Genomic DNA, 19,649 nt, shown 5'->3' on the forward strand with positions numbered 1-19,649 from the left:
AAGACGAAAAACATTTGCGTACGGCTTAGAACCAGACGCAAACTGTTTTCGTCTTATTTGCGTACGGAAACTAGATACAAATTTCACGTTCATACGACTATTTACCAAACGCATAGTGTTTTCGTCCGGCAATGCGTCCGTAATCCAAACAAAAAGGCCCCGAGCTCGTGTTGAACTCGGGACCTCTTGCGCCGCGCATCTATGAGAGGAGAAATGCGATGCGCACGGGCGCTACTCCATGTAGCAGATATCGCGACGAGCGGCTACAACCGTTCACCTTTTAAAAGTGAACGTTCACCTGATTCTAGGAAAACCTGACTTTTAATTCCTCCGCTTCTCCTATACTGAACTTGTAATAGAAGCAAGACTTATATAGATGAACGTTTCTTTTGGAAGGATTGTAATGTCTAACCTTATGGACAGCTTCCGCCTAGACGGCAAGGTCGCGCTCGTGACCGGCGCCACCTATGGCATCGGCATGGCCATGGCCGAGGCACTCGGCGAAGCCGGCGCCAGGATCGCCTTTAACGCCCGTCACGTCGACAAGGTCGCCGAGGCCGAGAAGCATTACCGCGAGCTGGGCTTTGATGCTCACGGCTATGTAGCCGACGTCACCGACGAGACTGTCGTCGCCGAGCTCATCTCCAAGATCGAGGCCGATTTTGGCACCACGCCCGACATCCTGGTCAACAACGCCGGTGTCATCCAGCGCACCCCGATGCTCGACATGAGCGCCGAGGACTTCCGTCGCGTCGTCGACATCGACCTCAATGCCCCGTTCATCGTGTCCAAGGCCTGCCTGCCGGGCATGATCGCCAAGGGTCACGGCAAGATCATCAATATCTGCTCCATGATGAGCGAACTGGGCCGCGAGACCATCGCCGGCTATGCCGCCGCCAAGGGCGGACTCAAGATGCTCACCAAGAACATCTGCTCCGAGTTTGGCGAGGCCAATATCCAGTGCAACGGCATTGGGCCCGGCTACATCGCCACGCCGCAGACCGCACCGCTGCGCGAGACGCAGCCCGACGGCAGCCGCCACCCGTTTGACCAGTTCATCATCGCCAAGACGCCGGCCGCCCGTTGGGGCACGCCCGAGGACCTGAAGGGCCCCGCCGTGTTCCTGGCTTCCGACGCATCGAACTTCGTCAACGGGCACATTCTGTACGTGGACGGCGGCATACTCGCCTACATCGGCAAACAGCCGCAATAGGCTGCGGCCGCGCGGAGCACGGCACCTTGGCGCTCAAACCGTCGCTCGCGTACCGAAGTACGCTTCGCTCCTCTTTCACGCCAATCTGCCGCACTCCGCGCGCCCTCGCCACCGTCACGCACCAGCCAACACAGGCGCTTCGGTTTGTGCGGAACTCGCGACAGACTTAACTGCCGACCGCCCGCATAGCTCATCGCGGGTTGGCTTTGCCGCCGCCCGCGCACAGAAACAAATAACTGAAAAAATAAGCTGAAAGGTTAACTCAAATGAAGATCGCTCTGATCAACGAGAATTCTCAGAACTCCAAGAACCCCATGATCGAGGCTGCCCTTAAGAAGGTTGTCGAGCCCATGGGCCACACTGTCTTTAACTATGGCATGTATGCCGACGCCGACTCCAAGCCCCTCACCTACGTGCAGAACGGCATTCTTGCCGCCGTGCTGCTCAACTCCGGCGCTGCCGACTACGTCGTGACCGGTTGCGGCACCGGCGAGGGCGCCATGCTCGCCTGCAACTCCTTCCCCGGCGTGCTGTGCGGCCATGTTGCCGACCCGCTGGATGCCTACACCTTTGCCCAGGTCAACGATGGCAATGCCGTCGCCATGCCCTTCGCCCTCAAGAACGGCTGGGGCCAGGAGCTCAACCTCGAGTACACCTTCGAGAAGCTCTTTGGCTTTGGCTCGGGCAACGGCTACCCCGCCGAGCGCGTTGAGCCCGAGCAGCGCAACAAGAAGATCCTCGACGGCGTGCGCGCTGTGACCATGCGTCCGCTCGTCGACGTCCTGGGCGAGATCGATCAGGATCTGGTGAAGGGCGCCCTCGCTGGTGAGCACTTCCAGGAGTACTTCTTTGCCAACGCCACCGACGAGGCCATCATCGCCAAGGTCAAGGAGATCTTGGGCCTGTAATAAGGCCCACGGGGCGCACCGACCCCCAACAAACCGCCAGACAAAAGGCGCCGCGACGATCCATGTGTCGCGGCGCCTTTTTAGATTGGCTATCGCTTGAGTCACCGCAAGGCGGCCGCTCCCCTATTTGCCAAGAGCCTACAGCTCGCAGGCGACCTTGTAGCCGTCGCCGATGGCGTCGCGGATGTTGCCGCACTTCTGGGCATCGCCCAGCACGTGGGTGACAACGCCGGCAGCGGCAAGGTCATCGGCCAGCTTGGTGTTGGGGCGGTAACCCATGGCAAGCACCAGCGTATCGGCATCGGCGATAGTGTGGATCTCGCCATCCTTTTCGTAACTGATAGTGTCCTCGGTAATCTCGGTCACTTTGGCCTCGGTCAGCACGTGAACGCCCTTGGAAAGCATACGCGTGATGAGCACCGCGCGGCCGGCGCCGCCCTCGTTGGCGGCGAGCGTCTTGGTCATCTCGATAACGGTGACATCGCGGTTGGCCGGCGACAGGTCGTTGACCAACGGGGCCAGGTAATCGGCCGTCTCGCAACCAACGGTGCCGCCGCCCACAATGACGATCTTCTTGCCCGGGAAAGCCTTGCCACCCAGCAGGTCGTCAGCCGTCATGACCTGCTTAAATCCCTGCATAAAGGCCGGGGCGATGGGTTCGGCGCCATAAGCCAGGACAACCTCGTAGCCCGCGTAGTCGCGCTGGATGTCCTCGGCCGAAAGCTCGGTACCGAAGACGCACGTGACGCCGGCCTCGGCCAGGCGACGGTACTGATACTTGATCACGCGCGTGAGCTCCTGCTTTGCCGGCGGAACGGCCGCAATGCGCATCTCGCCGCCCGGCTCGTCCTGCTTATCCACGAGCACCACGTTATGGCCGCGCTTGGCGGCAATATAGGCTGCCTCCATGCCCGCGGGACCGGCACCCACAACGAGCACGTTCTTTGCCTCGGCGGCAGGCTCGTAGCCAGCCTCGTCACGCTCCACGTCCGGGTTGACGGTGCAGGAGATGCGCTTGCCGAACATGATGCCGTTCAGGCAGCGCAGGCAACCGATGCAGGGGCGGATGTCGTCGGCGTTGCCGGTAGCAGCCTTGTTGCAGAATTCGGCATCGCACAGATTGGCGCGGCCCATCATGCAAATGTCGGCAGCGCCGTCCTCGATCAGCTCCTCGGCGATCCATGCCTCGTTAATGCGGCCGACCGTGGCAACGGGAATGTTGACGTGCTTTTTGATCTCGCGCGAGCAGGCGGCGTGCGAGGCCTGCTGCGTGCCGGCGGCGGGAATGGCGGAACCGCGCTTGATGGTGGTGCCGCCCGACACATGAATCATGTCGACGCCGGCCTTCTCCAGGCGACGCGAGACGTAGATCATGTCGTTGAGGGTCAGGCCGCCATCGGTGTACTCGTCGCCCGAGATACGGACGTCGATGATAAAGTCCTTGCCGCAGCGCTCGCGAATCTCGGCGATGACCTCGAGCAGGAAGCGCATGCGGGCGTCGAGCGAGCCGCCGTACTCGTCGGTGCGCTTGTTATAGAGCGGGGTCAAAAAGCCGCCGAGCATGCCGTGGGCGTGTGCCGCATGGACCTCGACGCCGTCGACACCGGCCTTCTGCATGCGCACAGCAGCGTCACCAAACTGATGCGTGAGCTCGTGGATCTCATCGACCGTGATGGGGCGCGGCGCCTCGCGAGCATAGGACGGGCCCACAAAGGACGGAGCGATCAGGCGCGGCGTGCCCGGAATGTTAAAGGCCATGTAGGCGGGATGGAAGAGCTGCGGCATGATCTTGCAGCCATACTCGTGGACGGCTGCGGCGAGCTTTTCCCAGCCGGGGATAAACGTGTCGTCGTAGCAGCACATGTCACCCGGCAGATAGGTATAGGTGGGCTCGACCGTCACGACCTCGGTAATGATGAGGCCCACGCCGCCCTTGGCACGGGCACGGTAATGATCGACCAAGTCGTCGGTCACATAGCCATGATCGGCCAGGTTCGTGGACACCGGCGGCATAAAGACGCGGTTCTTGACCTCGGTCGTACCGACCTTGATCGGGCTAAAGAGCATCGGGTAGGCGGAAGACTCCATACAGGGTTCCTTTCGTTTGAGCCGCTCGGCGGCAGTTGCTAACGTACTTATCGTATCAGTAACCACCGTATCCGCACTCGCTCGCATTCCTCACCTTCAATCCCGACCCTCACAAAAAAGTTGTGGTGGAATACGGAGTAGATAAGGCCTTTGACAGCCAAAACAGTCCGTATTTCACCGCAACTGATGGATGGGATGGGTTAGAGGCCCAGGTAGCTGGTCATGCCTTCGACGGCGAGCTTGGCGCCGGCTACAGCATGGACCACGGTGAGCGGGCCGTTGACCACGTCGCCGGCGGCAAAGACGCCAGGCACGGTGGTCATGCCGCACTCATCGACCGAAAGCAGACCGCGATGGTCGGTCTCCAGACCGCCCGTCGTAAGCACCAGTTTGTCCTTGGGCACCTGCGAGGCCGCAATCACAACCGTGTCGGCGGGCACATGGTCAAGTTCTTCCTCGTAGCCCACCACGTTGTCGTCCTCGTCAAAGATAGCCGTCTCGAACACCGGACCGTTATCGTCGATGGCGCAGATCGCCTTGCCGCGCACGATCTCGGCACCGTCAAGCTCGGTCAGCTCCACCTCGTCATCGATGGCCGAGATATGGCGCGATCGGGCATACACGGTAACCTTGCGAGCGCCCGAGCGCAGGGCCGTACGGGCAACATCCATGGCCACGTTGCCGGCGCCGATAACCGCCACGTTCTGACCGATCGCCACGCTCGTGGGATCGACCAGGTAATCGATACCAAACAGTACGTTGCCACGCGACTCGCCGGGAATACCCAGCTTGCGGGCGCGCCAGGTACCGGTACCGACAAAGACCGCATCGTAGCCGTCGCGCAGCAGGTCGTCGATATGCAGCGCACCACCGATGGTGGTCGAGGGACGGACGCGCACGCCAAGCGAGCACATCACGTGACGGTACTTTTGCACGAGAGCACGGGGCAGGCGAAACTCGGGGATGCCGTACTCCAGCACGCCGCCGATCTCGGGGCGCTGTTCAAACACCGTGACGGCACAGCCCAGCTGGGCCATCTTAATGGCCACGGTAATGCCGGCAGGACCGGAACCGACCACGGCAACCTGCTTGCCGCACGACGGCGCAGGCTTCCACTCCCTACGATCCAAATACGCAGTCGAGATATAGTTCTCGATACTCGAAAAATGCACCGGTGCGCCCTTGCGGCCCTGAATGCACGCGCCCTCGCACTGGCCCGAATGGTTGCAGATCATGGAGCAGACCGCGCTCATGGGGTTGTTCTGGAACAGCAGCTCACCTGCCTCTTCCAGACGGCGCTGCTTAAACAGGTCGATGACCTGCGGAATTGGCGTCTGCACCGGGCAGCCTTTAAGCTGGCAGAACGCCTTTTTGCAACCTAGGCAACGATTCGCCTCTTCGACAATGTGGATAGCCACGCAACTCCCCTTTTTGATGTAATCCAATGAGGCGACGATAAAAACCCTTCACCGCCGCCCCCAGTCAAGCAAACTCAATATGCCGCCACGGCAAAAGCCAATGCTATATCTCGCGATGCGGAGCCCCGCAGCGAGCGGACATGCGCTCGAGTGTCGCCAGGCAGCTAGCCGCCGTCGCCGGCACGCTGTTCTCGACCACGCAAGGAATCCCCGAACAGGCGGCAGCCGCCCAGGCCACCACGGGCTCAAAGTCATAGCGGCCCGTCTCGCCCACGCCGTAGCACACCAGGCGAGAACCCGTACCGTCGCACCAGCCGGCTTCGTCCTCGTTGTCTACGATCTCGTAGTCCTTGGCATGCAGCACGCGAATCTTGCTGCCGCACAGGTGCAACATACGCGACACCTGCTCGGAAGCCTCACCGACGATCGTGGGATGCAGCAGCGACACCGGGTCGTAGATCACGCCGAGCGCCGGGCTCGGGACGCGCTCCAGCACCTCACGGCAGCGATCTGGCGTGTTGACCGTCTCGTTCCAGCCGGGCTCGATCAGTATTTGCCCACCCACGGCCTCGGCGCACTCGCAGACGCGCGCGAGTCCATCCATAAACGCATCGAGTGCCTCGTCGGTCATACGGTCGTCAGCAACGCGGTTCTGCGCATTGGGACGACCGGTCTCGGTGCCAACCGGACAGCCGCCGAGCATCTGAGCAAAGTTCAAGCACGCCTCGTACTCGGCAAAGTTATCCGTGAGCTGTTGTCGATCGGGCGTCGCCAGATTCTTATAACAGCCGAGCACGGCGACCGAAACGCCCGCCTCATCGAGCACCGCACGCAAATGGTCGGCGAGCTCGCGGGTCAGACCGCATCGATCGATTCCCATTGATGCGTAGAGCACCTTGCTCGGCAGCTGAATGCACGAAAAGCCCAGCTCTCCTGCCATGCGAATGCGTTCCTCGACGGTCCCCTGCGGAAGGTCGTGTAAACGCACGCCCGGAGTAATGGCCCCCACGCTATTCACGCCCCTTATGAGCATTGATGCCCGGCGTGTAGCCGCCAAACGGGTCGTCGATGGAGCACACGCCCGAGGGGGCGAGCGGATCGCGCTTACCGGCAAGCTTGTCATGATGCATGGTCTCGATATAGGCGAGCACCAGCGGCGCCACGCCCTTCGCGTCGTTTTTGACGACGGGCTCACTCATGTAGTAGCCAAACGTGCCCTCGCGGTGCGCGGTGTTGCCAAGGCCCGCCACCAGACAGATATTGTCAAGCGCCAACTGCCCGTCGCGCTCGGACAGGCACGTATCGCAGATGCCATCAAAAGCGCGACGGCCGTACTGGTAGTAGCGCTCGCCCAGCACGCCCAGGCGCACGCCCTTCATGATGGCGTTGGCAAAGATGGCGCTGCCCGACTCCTCCAGATAGTTGGGGGCGATATTGGGCAGGTTGATGACCTGGTGCCACATGCCGGTCTTCTCGTCCTGATACGGCAGCATGGCGTCGATCAGGTCGTGGAACATCTTGCGGATCTCGTCCTTCTCGGCCGACATCGAGGGCGGCATGAGCTCCCAGGTATCGATGAGCGCCATGGCGAACCAGCCCTCGGCGCGCAGCCAGAAGTTGGCCGAAAGGCCGGTGACGGGATCGCACCAGAACTGCTTGCGGCTCGCGTCGTAAGCGTGATAGTACAGGCCGTTGAGGGGGTTGCGCATCAGGTCGTGCACCACCTGGAACATATGGAAGCTATCCGAGCAGGCACGGCGGTTGTGGAAGCTCAGCTCGTACTGCATGTAGAACGGCTGCGCCATGTACATGCCGTCGAGCCAGATCTGGTTGGGGTAGACGGCTTTGTGCCAAAACACACCCTCTTTGGTACGCGGCTGGGTCTCGAGCTGACGGTAGATGGTATCCATGGCGGCACGGTACTTGGGCTTGCCCACCAGGTCATAGAGTTTGTAGAGGGTTTTGCCCGCGTTGACGTTGTCGAGGTTGTACTCCTGGGGATCGTAATGCTTGATGGTGCCGTCATCCTGGACAAAGAAGTCGATATAGTCGTCGGCGAAGGTCAGGTAACGCTGCTCGCCGGTGATCTCGTACAGCTCGATGAGTGCCTTGATCATGCAGCCGTCAATGTAATTCCAGGTGTTCTCCTTGCCGGCGCGAAGCTTTTCGATATTCCAGGCCGGCGCCTGAGGCGTAGAGGTCTCGATCAACTGCTCGATATAACGGTCCAGAATCTGATTGCAACCCATTGCTGTCCCCTCTGACGTTATTGATGGGTGAACGTTTCCCCTAGTGTAACGCGAACGGGGATTATAGGGTGAACGTTAACCCTATAATCCCCGTGAACGGCAAACTTTTAACGGCAAACGGCGGTGAGAGCCGCGGCAATGCGATGCGCCAGGCGCTCATAGCCGGCAGGGCTGTAATGCAGACCGTCCGGCATGTAGAGCTCGCGGTGCTCCGGCAAAAACGGGCTGATGCCGCTTTGCGCATACAGGTCGATCACCGGCACCGAGTAGCGATCGCAGACCTCCAGCATCGCGCGCACATAGGCGTCTTGCGTCAGGCCCAGATGGTTGGCCTCGTTGCTTGCCGGAATATCCTTCTCGTGTTTGCCGCTCGTCTTGCACGGCGTCATAAACACCAGCTTTGCCTGAGGCGAGCGCGCCGTGATGGTGCGGATCAGGTAGTCGAGCGCACCGTAGAACTCGTGCACGTCCGTGCTGCCCAGCTCTCCCAGCGGCACGTTACGGCTAAAGTCGTTAACGCCGCCAAAGACGATGCAGACGTCTGCCGTGTGATCGATGCCGTCCAAGCGCTCGACAAACGAATCGCTACGGTCGGCCTTGACGGCAATACGCGAACCCTTAATACCAAAGTTCTCGATCGTAGCGCCGCCCAGCAGCGCACCCAGGTGCGAAGTCCAGGAGATATCGTTGCCTCCCCCGCCGCATCCGTTATCGCCCCAGGTGGTCGAATCGCCAAAGCAGCAGATGGTCGATTCGCTCAAGTTTTTCGTTTCCATATTCTTCTCCTCACCCGCACACCGGCGGTCATACAGGTACATACCGTTCATTCGCAACATCCGAGGGGCTATGCGTGGGCGCATTCCGCAACTTGCGAATCGAGCCATTCGATATCCTCGGCAAGATGCGCCACGCCCAGGTGGTGTCCACCCGGGCAGACCTCGTGCAGAAGGTTTTCGTCCTTGCCCAGCAGCGCGTAGGCGTCGCGAACGATATCGAGCTGCTCGTCTACGTTCGCAAGCCCGCGGGCGCCGTTGAGATGGTCTTTCTCGCAGCTCTGAACCAAGAGCGGCCGTGGCGCGACAAGCGATGCAATGTCGCCCATGTCGAGCAGACGCCAGAGTCCAGGCGTGTAATTGCAGCTGCAATTGCCGTTGAGGTGCAGTAGCGAATCATCAACGCCGTACAGATAGCCCGAGACAAACGCCTTGCGCACGCGCGGGTCGAGCGCGGACAGGTACAACGTCATGTAACCGCCGCCCGAAAAACCAAAGCAGCCCAGGTCGCCCATGGCAATGTCACCGCGTGTCTCCAAGTAATCAATCAAGCGCATGTTGTCCCAGGCGTTGAGGCCCGCGACCGTAAGACCCAGCGGCTCGGCCATACGTGCTTGATTCAGACACGTACCGCGCAGGTAGCTGTTCTCGTCGTCGCCCTGACCCTTCCAGTCACGACGGTATCCCCAACCACGCGCATCGGGGCAGACGGTCACGTAACCCATGCGCGCCAAACGCAGACCGTAGTCGTAATTGAACTTACGCACGGCATCGTCGACCGCCGGCACGCCCGCAACGCCGGCTATGCTTGCAGCACCCGCCCCCTGGTGACCATGCGGGCAGATATAGCAGCGCTTGAGTCCCCGCTCGTCAAGCTTGGGGCGGGACGGCTCCAACAGGTAAAACGGCATCCACACATCGTGCTCAACCTGCAACACCGCATGAGTACGCACGATGCTGCCGGCAACCCGTACGCGATTGAGCTCACGAATCTCAATCGGGGCGCGGTCCATAAGCGAAAGACCCAAAATATCGTACAGACGAGTCCTGGTCGCAGCCTTCCATGCCTCAAAGTCTGTGGGAGTCTTGCCCGTAAATGCGGCCGAGCGCCCCTCGCGCTTCAGTCGGGCGCGCAGCGCAGGTTCGTCCTCGTAGTACGTCTCGATGTGCACGGTGCGGCCATTGGCAGATAGCCCGGCCGTCTCTACCGCATCACCGTCGCCGCCCTCGGGATCCCAACCATCCGTGCCGGCAAGCACTCGGTCACGCGCATAGCGTTCGGAATCCTGACCGGTCAGGCAATGCGCCCACGGCACCCAAGCGGCAGTATCGCCCGCCGGGCCAAACAGGGCACCGCCGGCATACAGGGTGCCGTCATGTGCCGCTGGCTTATTCCAATCCCACCAACCCTCGAGTGAAATATGGGGGCCCAGCCAGCATTCGAGCAAAACGGTCTGGGCCCACTCGCGCCATGGACGACCCAGATAGACCGATCCGGGGGCAATGCCCTCATCGGCTGTAAACGAACAGCCATGAAACACAAATCCGTACGGCTCGCCCTGAGGCGTGGAGGCTGCCGTTACATACCCGTTGACATCCATATCGCGGTTGAGCGAGCGAATCTCACACCCCTCAAAGTAGGCACGCGCGCCGCCAAAGATAAAGTCGACATCGCCCTCGATCCGGCAACGTCGAAAATACTGCCGCCCCACGCGGCGCGGGGCGAACTGCTTGGGGCCTATAAAGCCGCCCGGCTTGGCCTCGCGCAGCGGCAGCGGCCCCAAAAAGAGCGTGTCCTGGTGTCCCTTAATGCAGCAGGCATCGACAACCAGGCGGTCACCATCGGCATACAGGGCAATCGCCTGACCGACCTCGCGCCCATCACCGGCGTTGTTTTCGATTGTTAGACCCGCAAGCGTCACGTCGTCGGCATCGACCAGCACCGTGTACGTACGGAAGGTGCCGAGTCTTCCATCCTGGCCGCTACCATCTTCCGAAGGCATCTTGGCACCCAGGCCTCCCACGATACGCACGCTGTCGGCCGTCTCGCCCTCGAGCGTCACATACGGACGACGAATTTCGACCTGCTCGCGATACTCGCCCGGCGCCACCAGCACGCGCACCGGCACGGTCACATCGGGCACACACCGCTCCGCCGCCTCGAGCGCCGCCGAAATGCTGCGATACGCGCCTTCGCGTTCGAGCGATACCTCAAAGAGCTGTTCTTTACCACTCATCTGTCATTACGCTTTCTGTCACAGAACACCCACCATGCAATGCCGGCACCTATAGATTGCGTGCGACAGCCGGGCAGACCCGACCGTCGCACGCCTCAACATGCCGTATTCACTTGTGCAGGAGCACTACCCTACGCGCGGATAACCTTGTCGACGTTTTGCAGCTGCAGCTCGTCGCCATCCTGACCCTCGATGCGCACGTTCTGCAGGTCGAGGACTTTCACGTTCTGCGCGATGATGCCCTGGCGCACCATGGGCTCCACGCCGCAGGCCATGGCCGGCACAAAGGGCTCGGCATCGGCGGCAAAGGTCACATGGACATCCTGGAACGTCAGGCGCGTCACCTTGCTCTCGGGAAGGCCCGTGATATAGGCCGCGGCCGCATGGCAGTTGGTGGCCTCGATATCGCAAAACGTCGTGGCGCCAAAGCCGGGCGTACGGTCGTCGACGGGCAGCGCCTCGCGAGACTGCACGTAGTCGGTCTTGCCGTCCTTGTCGCAGAAGTAGAACGAGTTGACCACGAAGGGCGTGAGCACCTTATCCATGCGAATGTGCTCGAAGGTGATGCCCTCGTTGACGGCGTCCTTGCCGCGTCCGCGGCGTGTCTTGACGCGCAGGCCGCGGTCGGTGCGCTCAAAGAGGCACTTGCTCACGGTGAGGTCCTTGATGCCGCCGGCGGCCTCGGATCCCAGCACCACGGCACCGTGGCCGTCGTGCATGTAGCAGTGCGAGATCAGCACGTCGTGCGTGGCGGGACGGAGCTCGGGTTCAATGCCCAGTTTGCCGCTCTTGATGGCGATGCAGTCGTCCCCCACCGAGAACTGACAGCCAAGGATGCGGACAAAACCGCAGCTCTCGGGATCGAAACCGTCGGTGTTGTGGGAGTTCTTGGGACCCTCGATGGACAGGCACAGGGCATCGACGTGCTCGCACAGAATGGGATGGATATTCCACGCCGGGCTGTTGCGCACGGTAAAGCCGGCAAGGCTCACGTTTTCGCACTCGGACAGGAAAATCATGCGCGGGCGGGCGACCTCGCGGCCCTCCTCGGGACGGAAGATGTTCTTAAAGTCCTTGTTCCACCAGTTGTCCTCGGCAAAATCGGTCTGGCCGTCGATGGCGCCGCGGCCATAGATGCACACGTCGTGCACGCTCAGGCCCGTAAAGGTCGAACAGTAGGTCGAGAAGCTCTCGCCCTCCCAGCGGCCCAGGGGCAGCATGTCGGTGCCGGCATACCCGGCGCCCTCGTCGCCCGTGACCGTGCCCGGAATGTAGGCAAGCGCCGCGCGGTCGTGACGGGCCAGCAGCACCGCGCCCTCGGCAAGCTCGATGTTGATATTGCTCTTAAGGAAGAGGGACTTGATGCGGTAGTTGCCGGCGGGGATCAGCACGCGCCCGCCCTTGGGGCAGGCCATGATGGCAGCCTGGATATTAGTGGTGTCGTCGTGCTCGGCATCGCCCTTGGCTCCGCAGTCGCGAACGTTGATGGTAAAGGGCTCGGCCGGCGTGGTGACGCCCACACTCAGCTCGCGCTCGCCGCAGACAAAGCGGATCAGGTTGCGCTTACCGGGAACCAGGCCGTCAACATAGGTCTCGACCGTGTTCGTGGTACCGGCGGGCTCATCGTTGACAAAAATCTCCCACGTATCGGCACAGGTAAAGTAGCCGCCATCGTCGAGCTCGATAACGGCCGCGCGGGCGTTGCGCCAGATAACGTTCGTCTCCATGGGTCTCTCCCTCAAATGTAATCAGAAGTTCATACTACTCGTTTTTAAAAAAGGGCCGTACCCGCCGGTGGATCTCCGGTGGCACGGCCCTTTGGTTTGGACGATGCGCCTGCCCTACTCGGCGGGAATTACGCTGCCGTCCTGGAAGCCAACATTGTTGTGGGCAAAGCAGTCCTCGTACTTAAAGCCGGAGAGCTCCTCGCAAAGCGCCTTGACCTCGGGCTTGACGTCGGCCATCTTGCCACCCTCCTTGACACGGTGAATCTCGTCGCAAAGGATGTCGCACTGCTCCTTGTCAATCTTGATGCCGCGGGCAAGGACGGCCGCGAGCAGGAAGAAGCCGGCGCAGCCAATGAGCATGTAGCCGCAGATGTACAGAGGCACGGTGGCGGGCTGGGTCACGGCGTCGCTGTTGCCGGCGGTCTGAATGAAGCCGGAGGCAGCAAGGACGATAGCCCATACGTTGACGGCAACAGCCTGGGCGATCTGCTGGCAGAGCTGCTGTGCGGAGCTGTAGATGCCCTCGCGACGACGCAGGGTGATGAGCTCATCGACATCGGGGATGTAGTTGAGCAGAACATCGGGCAGATACTGGAAGCCAACGTAGAAGAACTTCCAGATGGCGAAGATGATGGGGTAGGCGATCATGGCGATGGCGACCGTGGAGGTGCCGTTGATCTGACCAAAGGCGAAGTAGTTGTAGGCGATGATGCACGCGGCGCAACCGACGTTTGCCAGGTACCAAGACTTGTGGAAGCCCTTCTTGGCCATGAGGGCGACCCAGATGGCGGTGCAGACGATAGCGACGACCTTGCCGGGCATCTCCATCACGGACTCGTAGGACTTAGGAATCTGCAGACAGTAGACGATGAAGAAGGACAGGCACGCAGACCAGCAGGCAGCGGCGAGCTTCGTGGAGACCTGCGCATACAGGACCTTGCGGAAGGACTTGTTGCGGAAGGTAGAGATAACGTCGATGAAAAACTTCTTGATACCCTCGCCGACGCTCTCGATCTTCTCCTGAGCGACCTCCTCGGGGGTGTGCTCCCACGTGGACAGGTACACGCAGAGCAGCGAGATTGCCATGACCGAAGCGTTAATCGTAGCAATAATGAAGTAGCTGAACGGGTTGGTCTCGCCGAAGGTGCCAAAGCCAAAGCCGACGAGTGCTGCCATCAGGAAGCCGGCGGCGTTACCAAAGAGGTGCTTGTAGCCGGTGAGGTACGTACGCTCCTTGAAGTCATCGGTCATCTCGATGGTAAGCGGCGACAGGTTGGCGGTGCAGAACGTGTACGCGACGTTGTAGATCAGGTACAACACAAAGTAGTACGGGAAACCAAACGGCGTAGCCACAAAGATGAGCGGCTCGGCGACCATCATCGGGATAGCCAGCAAAATCCAGAAACGGCGACGACCAAAGATGCGGCCAATCTTGGTGGCATAGAAGTTATCGGCCACAAAACCCATCAGCGGGCAAAGAATGGCGTTGAGATAGATGGCGAACGAGCTGATGAGCGCGGCCTCGCCTGCGGACAGGCCGCACTCCGTTGACAGGAACAGCACCATATAGCTGTGCGTAAAGCTCAGGGCGCCGGAGTTGAGCATACCGCCCATGCCAAAGCCCAAGCGCGTCCAGAATGTGATCTTGCGCTTTTTACCGATCTTGTTAGTCATCGAGCTCCCTCTCTTTTCTCGATTGTCTTGTAACAAGACATTGGAGTCCATACCGATGTCTGTCTGCATGTCGTCCGCTCGTAGGGTGAACGTTTAGCTAGATTATGCGCGATTGCTTATGATAGGTGAACGTTCACTTGTATATTATCCTTGAACGGTCGTTTTTTGCCGTTAAACGGACATCTGACTTGAAAAAAAATCACGATTACATGGGTATTGAGTGGGTTTAAATTTGAGGTCGATTAGGTGAACGTTTATTGTTTTGCGGCTTCCGTGCCCCCCAGGAAGACACGCTTGAACAGACGAAACAAACATGGCCCCGCCGGGAACACTCCCGACGGGGCCATGGTCAACAGTGGCCTATGCGAATCCATTTGCCGCTACAGGCAGACGCCGTCCTTCCAAATGCTGATCTCGTGGCAGCCGCGACGCTCGGCACTCGTAAGCTTGCCGCTCGCCGTCTCTAGCACCAGCTGGTACAGGTCGTGGGCAGCCTCGTCGAGCGTACGCTCGCCCATGGCGACCACGCCGGCGTTAAAGTCCATCCAGTTGGCCTTGTGGTCGCACAGACGCTGGTTGGTGAACACCTTGAGCGTGGGCGCCGGCGCGCCAAACGGCGTGCCGCGGCCGGTCGAGAACAGGATCACGTGGCAGCCGGCAGCCGTCAGGGCCGTGGTGGATACCATGTCGTTACCCGGGCCACACAGCATGTTCAGGCCATGCTTGGTAGCCTGGCCGGCATACGGCAGCACGTCGACGATGGGGGCAGATCCGCCCTTTTGCACGCAGCCGCAGCTCTTGTCCTCGAGCGTGGTAATACCGCCGTCCTTGTTGCCGGGACTCGGGTTCTCGTAGACCACCTCACCATGGCTGATAAAGTAGTCCTTAAAGCCGTTGAGCATGTCAGAGGCAGCGTTGAAGACCCGCTCGTCCTCGCAGCGATCGAGCAGAATGCTCTCCGCGCCAAACATCTCGGGAACTTCGGTAAGCACCGACGTGCCGCCGCGGGCGACGACCATATCGCTCACGCGACCGATCGTGGGGTTGGCGGTAATGCCCGAAAGACCGTCAGAGCCGCCGCACTTAAGGCCAATGACCAGCTCGGAGGCAGGAATGGGCTCACGCTTGGCCTGCTTGGCCATGTCGGCAAGCTCGGACAGGATCTTGTGACCCTCGACCTGCTCGTCGGCTACATCCTGGCAGGCGAGGAATCGAACGCGCTCGCGATCGAAGTCACCGAGCTCGTCGAGTACCTGCTGGTGCGTGCAGTTCTCGCAACCGAGGGACAGGAACAGCACGCCCGCAGCGTTTGCGTGACGCGAGAGCGCCACCAGCAGACGGCGCGTCTGGGCATGGTCGGCACCGGTCTGCGAGCAGCCAAAGGGATGCGGGAAGTAGTAAACGCCCTCCAGCGAGCCCTCGACCAGATCCTGAGCCTGCTCGCACATGGCACGTGCGACCTCGTTGACGCAGCCGACCGTGGGGATGATCCACAGCTCGTTGCGCGTGGCGGCGCGACCGTCAGCGCGGCGGAAGCCCATAAAGGTCTCGGGCTCAACCGGCTCAACGACCGGATGCGTCGGGTTGTAAGCGTACTCGACCTCGCCCGAAAGGTTGGTCTTGACGTTATGCGTATGAAGCCACTGACCGGGCTGGATGTCGCCCGTCACGTGACCGATAGGAAGACCGTACTTGACGACGTCCTCCCCCGCCGCAATGGCACGCACGGCCATCTTGTGGCCCTGCGGAATATCCTCCGCGGCAACGACCTCGCCCACCCCGGGAACCGCGACGGCGGTGCCCTTGGCAAGCGGCGACAGCGCGACGATCACGTTGTCGGCCGGATTGATCTGGATAGTGTTCATTACAAATGGTCCTAACCCTACAGGTTGAGCAGAAGTCAGCGGGCGCCCGCCAGTTGCCCGGCGGACGCACAGAAGGATTTAGGCCTGGGCGTTGGCAAATGCCTGCTTGGCGCCCTCGGCGCGCACAACGGCAAGCGCGTTGACGACAAACTCCTCAAGGCCGGCGATCTGCGTAAGGTCCTCGCCCCACATCTGCTCGTTGCTGAGCACGTCGTGCACCAGCTCGGCATCGTCTGCACCGGCGTGGGCGGCGTAGAAGTCGAGCACGAAGGCATCGTCCTGAGCGGTGTACTCGGTGCCGTCGGCGCGGCGCAGGTGCAGGCCATCGCCCTCGCGAGCAACGAGCTCCTGCGTATAGAAGGCAATGAGCGTAGCGAGGCTCGTCGCCAGGCACTTGGGCAGGCTGCCGGTCTCGGCAACATAGTCCTTGAGCGTGGGCAGGTCGCGAGCGCGCCATTTGGCGGTTGAGTTGAGGCAAATGGAGAGCAGCGCGTGGTCGATAAACGGGTTGTCGAAGCGGTTCTCGACGGCAGCGGCGAAGGCCTTGCAGTCCTCGACATCAAGATCGGCGGCAAGCGTCGGGATGACCTCGTCGTAGAGCATGGTGTTCATGAAGCCACGAACGGTCTCGTCGTGCATGCAATCGCGCACGATGTCAAAGCCGGCAACCCAGGAGCCCGGAACAAAGGCAGTGTGGGCGCCGTTGAGGATGCGGACCTTGCGCTTCTTGTACGGGGTGACATCGGGGGTCACAAAGACACCCGGCAGGCCGGCCTTCACGAAGGGCAGACGCTCCTTGAGCGACTCATCGCCCTGGATACCCCACATCTGGAAGGGCTCGCGCACGGCCAGGAAGGGATCCTCGTAGCCCAGGCGCTCGGCCACGGCAGCGGCCTCCTTGGGGTCGCGGATACGGCCGGGGACGATAGTGTCGACGAGCGTGGTGCAGACGGTGCAGTCGTTGGCCATCCACTGCGCAAACTCGTCCTCCCAGCCCCAGTCGCTCACGTACTGGTTCATGATGCGCAGCAGCTCCTCGCCGTTGTGATCGATGAGCTCACAGGCGAGCACGATGACGCCCGGCTTGCCGGCGGCCCAGCGGGTGTGGAGCACCTGGGCAAGCTTAGCGGGGAAGCTCGCGGGCGGCATGTCGTCGGCCTTGCAGGACGGATCGTAGGCAATGCCAGCCTCGGTGGTGTTGGAGACGATAATCTCCAAATCGTCGGAGACGGCGACCTCCATCATGGCGCGGTAGTCGTCCTCACGATACGGATTGAGGCAGCGGCTGCAGGCGCTGATCACACGGGACTCGTCGACCGTGTTGCCGCTCTCCTTGCCGCGCACCAGCACGGTGTACAGGTCGTCCTGGGCATTGATGCCGTCGGCAAAGCCAAAGGCGCCGCTGATGGGCTGCACCATGACAGCCTTGCCGTTCCAGCCGGTTGCCTCGTTGCCCATGTCAAAGAAGCGGTCGACAAAGGCGCGCAGGAAATTGCCCTCGCCAAACTGCAGAACCTTCTCGGGCGCGTCCTTGGGCAGCAGGTAGCCCTTGTAGCCGATCTTCTCGAGCGTCTCGTAGCTGATGTTCTCCATCGATGTCTCTCCTTAGATTGCTGTTAGCGTGCAGGCAAAACGGGGGCGCCGCGTGTGGCAACGGCGCTCCCGAGTTCGGTGTGATTCGATGCGGGTTTAGGCCTCGACGGTATCCAGGTCAAAGCCAAAGTAGCGGACCGCGTTGTTGTAGCTGATGTCGCGCACGATGGCTCCCAGCAGCTCCATGTCGGCCGGATACTTGCCCTGCTCGACCCACTCGCCGATCACGCCGCACAGCACGCGACGGAAGTACTCGTGACGCGGGTAGGACAGGAAGGAGCGGGAATCGGTAAGCATGCCCACAAAGTTGCCCAGCACGCCCTCGTTAGCCAGAGCCGTAAGCTGCTCGCGCATACCGATCTCGTTGTCGTTGAACCACCAGGCAGAGCCGTTCTGGATCTTGCCGGCGGTCGGAGCCTCCTGGAAGCAGCCCATCACGGTATCGATCATGGTGTTGTCGATGGGGTTCAGGCTGTACAGGATGGTCTTGGGCAGACCCGTGGACTCCTGGATGGAGTTGAGGAAATCGGCCAGCTGGTCGGACGGCGTGTAGTTGGAGATGCAGTCGTAGCCGGTGTCGGGACCGAGCTTGGCGAACATAGCGCGGTTGTTGTCACGCTTGCAGCCAAAGTGCAGCTGCATGGCCCAGCCAAGGCGGACATACTCGCCGGCGACGAACTGCATAAAGGCCGTCTTGTACTTGAGGACCTCGTCCTCGGTAAGCGGCTCGGCGGCAAGGCCCTTGGCAAAGATAGTCTCGATCTCGTCGGCGGTAGCCGGAACGTACATAACGTAGTCGAGCGCGTGGTCGGAAGCGCGGCAGCCCAGCTCGTGGGCAACGTCGTAGCGCTTGGAGATGGCGGCCTTCATGCCCTCGAAGTCGCTGATCTCAATGCCGGCAACCTCGGAGAGATGCTTGCAGTAGTCGGCGAACTCCTGGCCACGCTCGATGCGCAGGGCGGCATCGGGGCGCATGGCGGGAACGACCTGAACGTCAAAACTGTCGTCGGCGGCAATCTTCTTGTGCCACTCAAAGCTGTCGGCGGGGTCGTCGGTAGTGCAGATCATGCGGACGTTGGACTGCTTGATCAGGTTGCGGCAGGTAAAGCTGGCCTCAGCGAGCTTGGCGTTGGCAAGGTCCCAGACCTCCTGAGCGGTTTTGCCGTTCAGGACGCCCTCGTAGCCAAAGTAACGCTTAAGCTCCAGGTGGCTCCACTCAAAGACGGGGTTGCCCACGCAACGGCCCAGGGTCTCGGCCCACTTCTGGAACTTCTCGCGAGCAGGGGCATCGCCGGTAATGAAGCGCTCGTCAACGCCGTTGGCACGCATCAGGCGCCACTTGTAGTGGTCACCGCCCAGCCAAACCTCGGTGATGTTCTCAAAACGTTTGTCGTCCCAGATCTCCTTGGGAGAAATGTGGCAGTGGTAGTCAACGATGGGCATGCCCTCGGCAAAGTTGTGGAACAGCTCCTCACCGGTTTTGGTGCTCAGCAGGAAATCCTGATCGTCCATGAAGTTTTTCATCAAACAACCCCTTTGTTGGCGGAGCGGGCGCACGATGCGCTCGTTATCCTCTAGGTGAACGTTCACTATACTAATTCATTGCGACTTAAAAGGTGAACGTTCACCTAACCACCATGGGGTGAACGGTCGATTTTGCCCGTTCAACGGTTACTGGAGCCGTGACTTGTATGTATTGCGAATTGGCAAGCGTCCCCGAATACCGAACTTGAGCGCTTTGGCCAGGTGGGTCATGTTCCGCCGTGCATTTTTGGGAGTATTCAGCATCGGAGCGCACCGCGCACCGTCTTCGAAGCCCTATCTGATGCTCATATTGCGCCCAATCGGCATAAATCAGAACCACCCTTAAAAAGGGTGGTTTGCTCTTAGGGTATAACCCACGG

13 protein-coding genes are annotated in these 19,649 nt (G+C 60.8%); 2 read left to right on the forward strand and 11 right to left on the reverse strand.

From position 1 onward, the window contains the following. Positions 1 to 403 precede the first annotated feature (403 nt). Entirely contained in the window at positions 404 to 1,213 is an 810-nt protein-coding gene (locus DWV32_RS05115) for a gluconate 5-dehydrogenase (protein WP_117757446.1), read from the forward strand. 266 nt (positions 1,214 to 1,479) lie between these two features. Beyond that, positions 1,480 to 2,121 (forward strand): RpiB/LacA/LacB family sugar-phosphate isomerase, encoded by a 642-nt coding sequence (locus DWV32_RS05120; protein WP_055309683.1) that lies wholly within the window; start codon positions 1,480 to 1,482, stop codon positions 2,119 to 2,121. Between the two features lie 138 nt (positions 2,122 to 2,259). Here the strand turns inward: DWV32_RS05120 and DWV32_RS05125 are convergent, their stop codons facing one another. From DWV32_RS05125 to uxaC, 11 genes are all read right to left on the reverse strand, one after another. After that, the gene (locus DWV32_RS05125) at positions 2,260 to 4,209 is read right to left on the reverse strand and encodes an NAD(P)/FAD-dependent oxidoreductase (protein WP_117757447.1); all 1,950 of its coding nucleotides are present in this window, start codon (positions 4,207 to 4,209) and stop codon (positions 2,260 to 2,262) included. Between the two features lie 200 nt (positions 4,210 to 4,409). After that, complete coding sequence (locus tag DWV32_RS05130; RefSeq protein ID WP_117757448.1) at positions 4,410 to 5,627, reverse strand: FAD-dependent oxidoreductase; 1,218 nt, start codon at positions 5,625 to 5,627, stop codon at positions 4,410 to 4,412. Positions 5,628 to 5,730: 103 nt separating this feature from the next. Then, a complete protein-coding gene (locus DWV32_RS05135) occupies positions 5,731 to 6,636 on the reverse strand; it encodes a sugar phosphate isomerase/epimerase (protein ID WP_158566080.1) in 906 nt (301 codons plus the stop codon). Between the two features lies 1 nt (position 6,637). Then, positions 6,638 to 7,876, reverse strand: coding sequence for a glycoside hydrolase family 105 protein (locus tag DWV32_RS05140; RefSeq protein WP_099432661.1), 1,239 nt, complete (start codon positions 7,874 to 7,876; stop codon positions 6,638 to 6,640). Between the two features lie 107 nt (positions 7,877 to 7,983). Continuing rightward, the gene (locus DWV32_RS05145) at positions 7,984 to 8,652 is read right to left on the reverse strand and encodes an SGNH/GDSL hydrolase family protein (protein ID WP_233540411.1); all 669 of its coding nucleotides are present in this window, start codon (positions 8,650 to 8,652) and stop codon (positions 7,984 to 7,986) included. A 68-nt stretch (positions 8,653 to 8,720) separates the two neighbouring features. Continuing rightward, entirely contained in the window at positions 8,721 to 10,886 is a 2,166-nt protein-coding gene (locus tag DWV32_RS05150; protein ID WP_117757451.1) for a pectinesterase family protein, read from the reverse strand. A gap of 131 nt (positions 10,887 to 11,017) precedes the next feature. Beyond that, positions 11,018 to 12,613, reverse strand: a complete 1,596-nt coding sequence (locus DWV32_RS05155; RefSeq protein WP_117757452.1) for a glycoside hydrolase family 28 protein — start codon at positions 12,611 to 12,613, stop codon at positions 11,018 to 11,020. 114 nt (positions 12,614 to 12,727) lie between these two features. Beyond that, positions 12,728 to 14,287: an MFS transporter gene (locus DWV32_RS05160; protein WP_157758022.1), complete on the reverse strand. Its 1,560-nt coding sequence runs from the start codon at positions 14,285 to 14,287 to the stop codon at positions 12,728 to 12,730. Positions 14,288 to 14,667: 380 nt separating this feature from the next. After that, positions 14,668 to 16,152, reverse strand: coding sequence for a UxaA family hydrolase (locus DWV32_RS05165; protein ID WP_117757453.1), 1,485 nt, complete (start codon positions 16,150 to 16,152; stop codon positions 14,668 to 14,670). 78 nt (positions 16,153 to 16,230) lie between these two features. Beyond that, entirely contained in the window at positions 16,231 to 17,745 is a 1,515-nt protein-coding gene (locus DWV32_RS05170; RefSeq protein ID WP_117757454.1) for a tagaturonate reductase, read from the reverse strand. A gap of 96 nt (positions 17,746 to 17,841) precedes the next feature. Further along, entirely contained in the window at positions 17,842 to 19,269 is a 1,428-nt protein-coding gene (uxaC, locus tag DWV32_RS05175) for a glucuronate isomerase (RefSeq protein ID WP_117757455.1), read from the reverse strand. Positions 19,270 to 19,649: the final 380 nt, after the last annotated feature.

The organism is Collinsella sp. AF04-24 (assembly GCF_003465685.1).
Taxonomy (GTDB): Bacteria; Actinomycetota; Coriobacteriia; order Coriobacteriales; family Coriobacteriaceae; genus Collinsella; species Collinsella aerofaciens_AP.

Excerpts from the sequence above, each read along its gene's own strand:
- DWV32_RS05115 (WP_117757446.1), top strand. The coding sequence starts at position 404 with ATGTCTAACCTTATGGACAGCTTCCGCCTAGACGGCAAGGTCGCGCTC.
- DWV32_RS05120 (WP_055309683.1), top strand. The coding sequence starts at position 1,480 with ATGAAGATCGCTCTGATCAACGAGAATTCTCAGAACTCCAAGAACCCC.
- DWV32_RS05125 (WP_117757447.1), bottom strand. The coding sequence starts at position 4,209 with ATGGAGTCTTCCGCCTACCCGATGCTCTTTAGCCCGATCAAGGTCGGT.
- DWV32_RS05140 (WP_099432661.1), bottom strand. The coding sequence starts at position 7,876 with ATGGGTTGCAATCAGATTCTGGACCGTTATATCGAGCAGTTGATCGAG.
- DWV32_RS05145 (WP_233540411.1), bottom strand. The coding sequence starts at position 8,652 with ATGGAAACGAAAAACTTGAGCGAATCGACCATCTGCTGCTTTGGCGAT.
- DWV32_RS05150 (WP_117757451.1), bottom strand. The coding sequence starts at position 10,886 with ATGAGTGGTAAAGAACAGCTCTTTGAGGTATCGCTCGAACGCGAAGGC.
- DWV32_RS05155 (WP_117757452.1), bottom strand. The coding sequence starts at position 12,613 with ATGGAGACGAACGTTATCTGGCGCAACGCCCGCGCGGCCGTTATCGAG.
- DWV32_RS05160 (WP_157758022.1), bottom strand. The coding sequence starts at position 14,287 with ATGACTAACAAGATCGGTAAAAAGCGCAAGATCACATTCTGGACGCGC.
- DWV32_RS05165 (WP_117757453.1), bottom strand. The coding sequence starts at position 16,152 with ATGAACACTATCCAGATCAATCCGGCCGACAACGTGATCGTCGCGCTG.
- DWV32_RS05170 (WP_117757454.1), bottom strand. The coding sequence starts at position 17,745 with ATGGAGAACATCAGCTACGAGACGCTCGAGAAGATCGGCTACAAGGGC.
- uxaC (WP_117757455.1), bottom strand. The coding sequence starts at position 19,269 with ATGAAAAACTTCATGGACGATCAGGATTTCCTGCTGAGCACCAAAACC.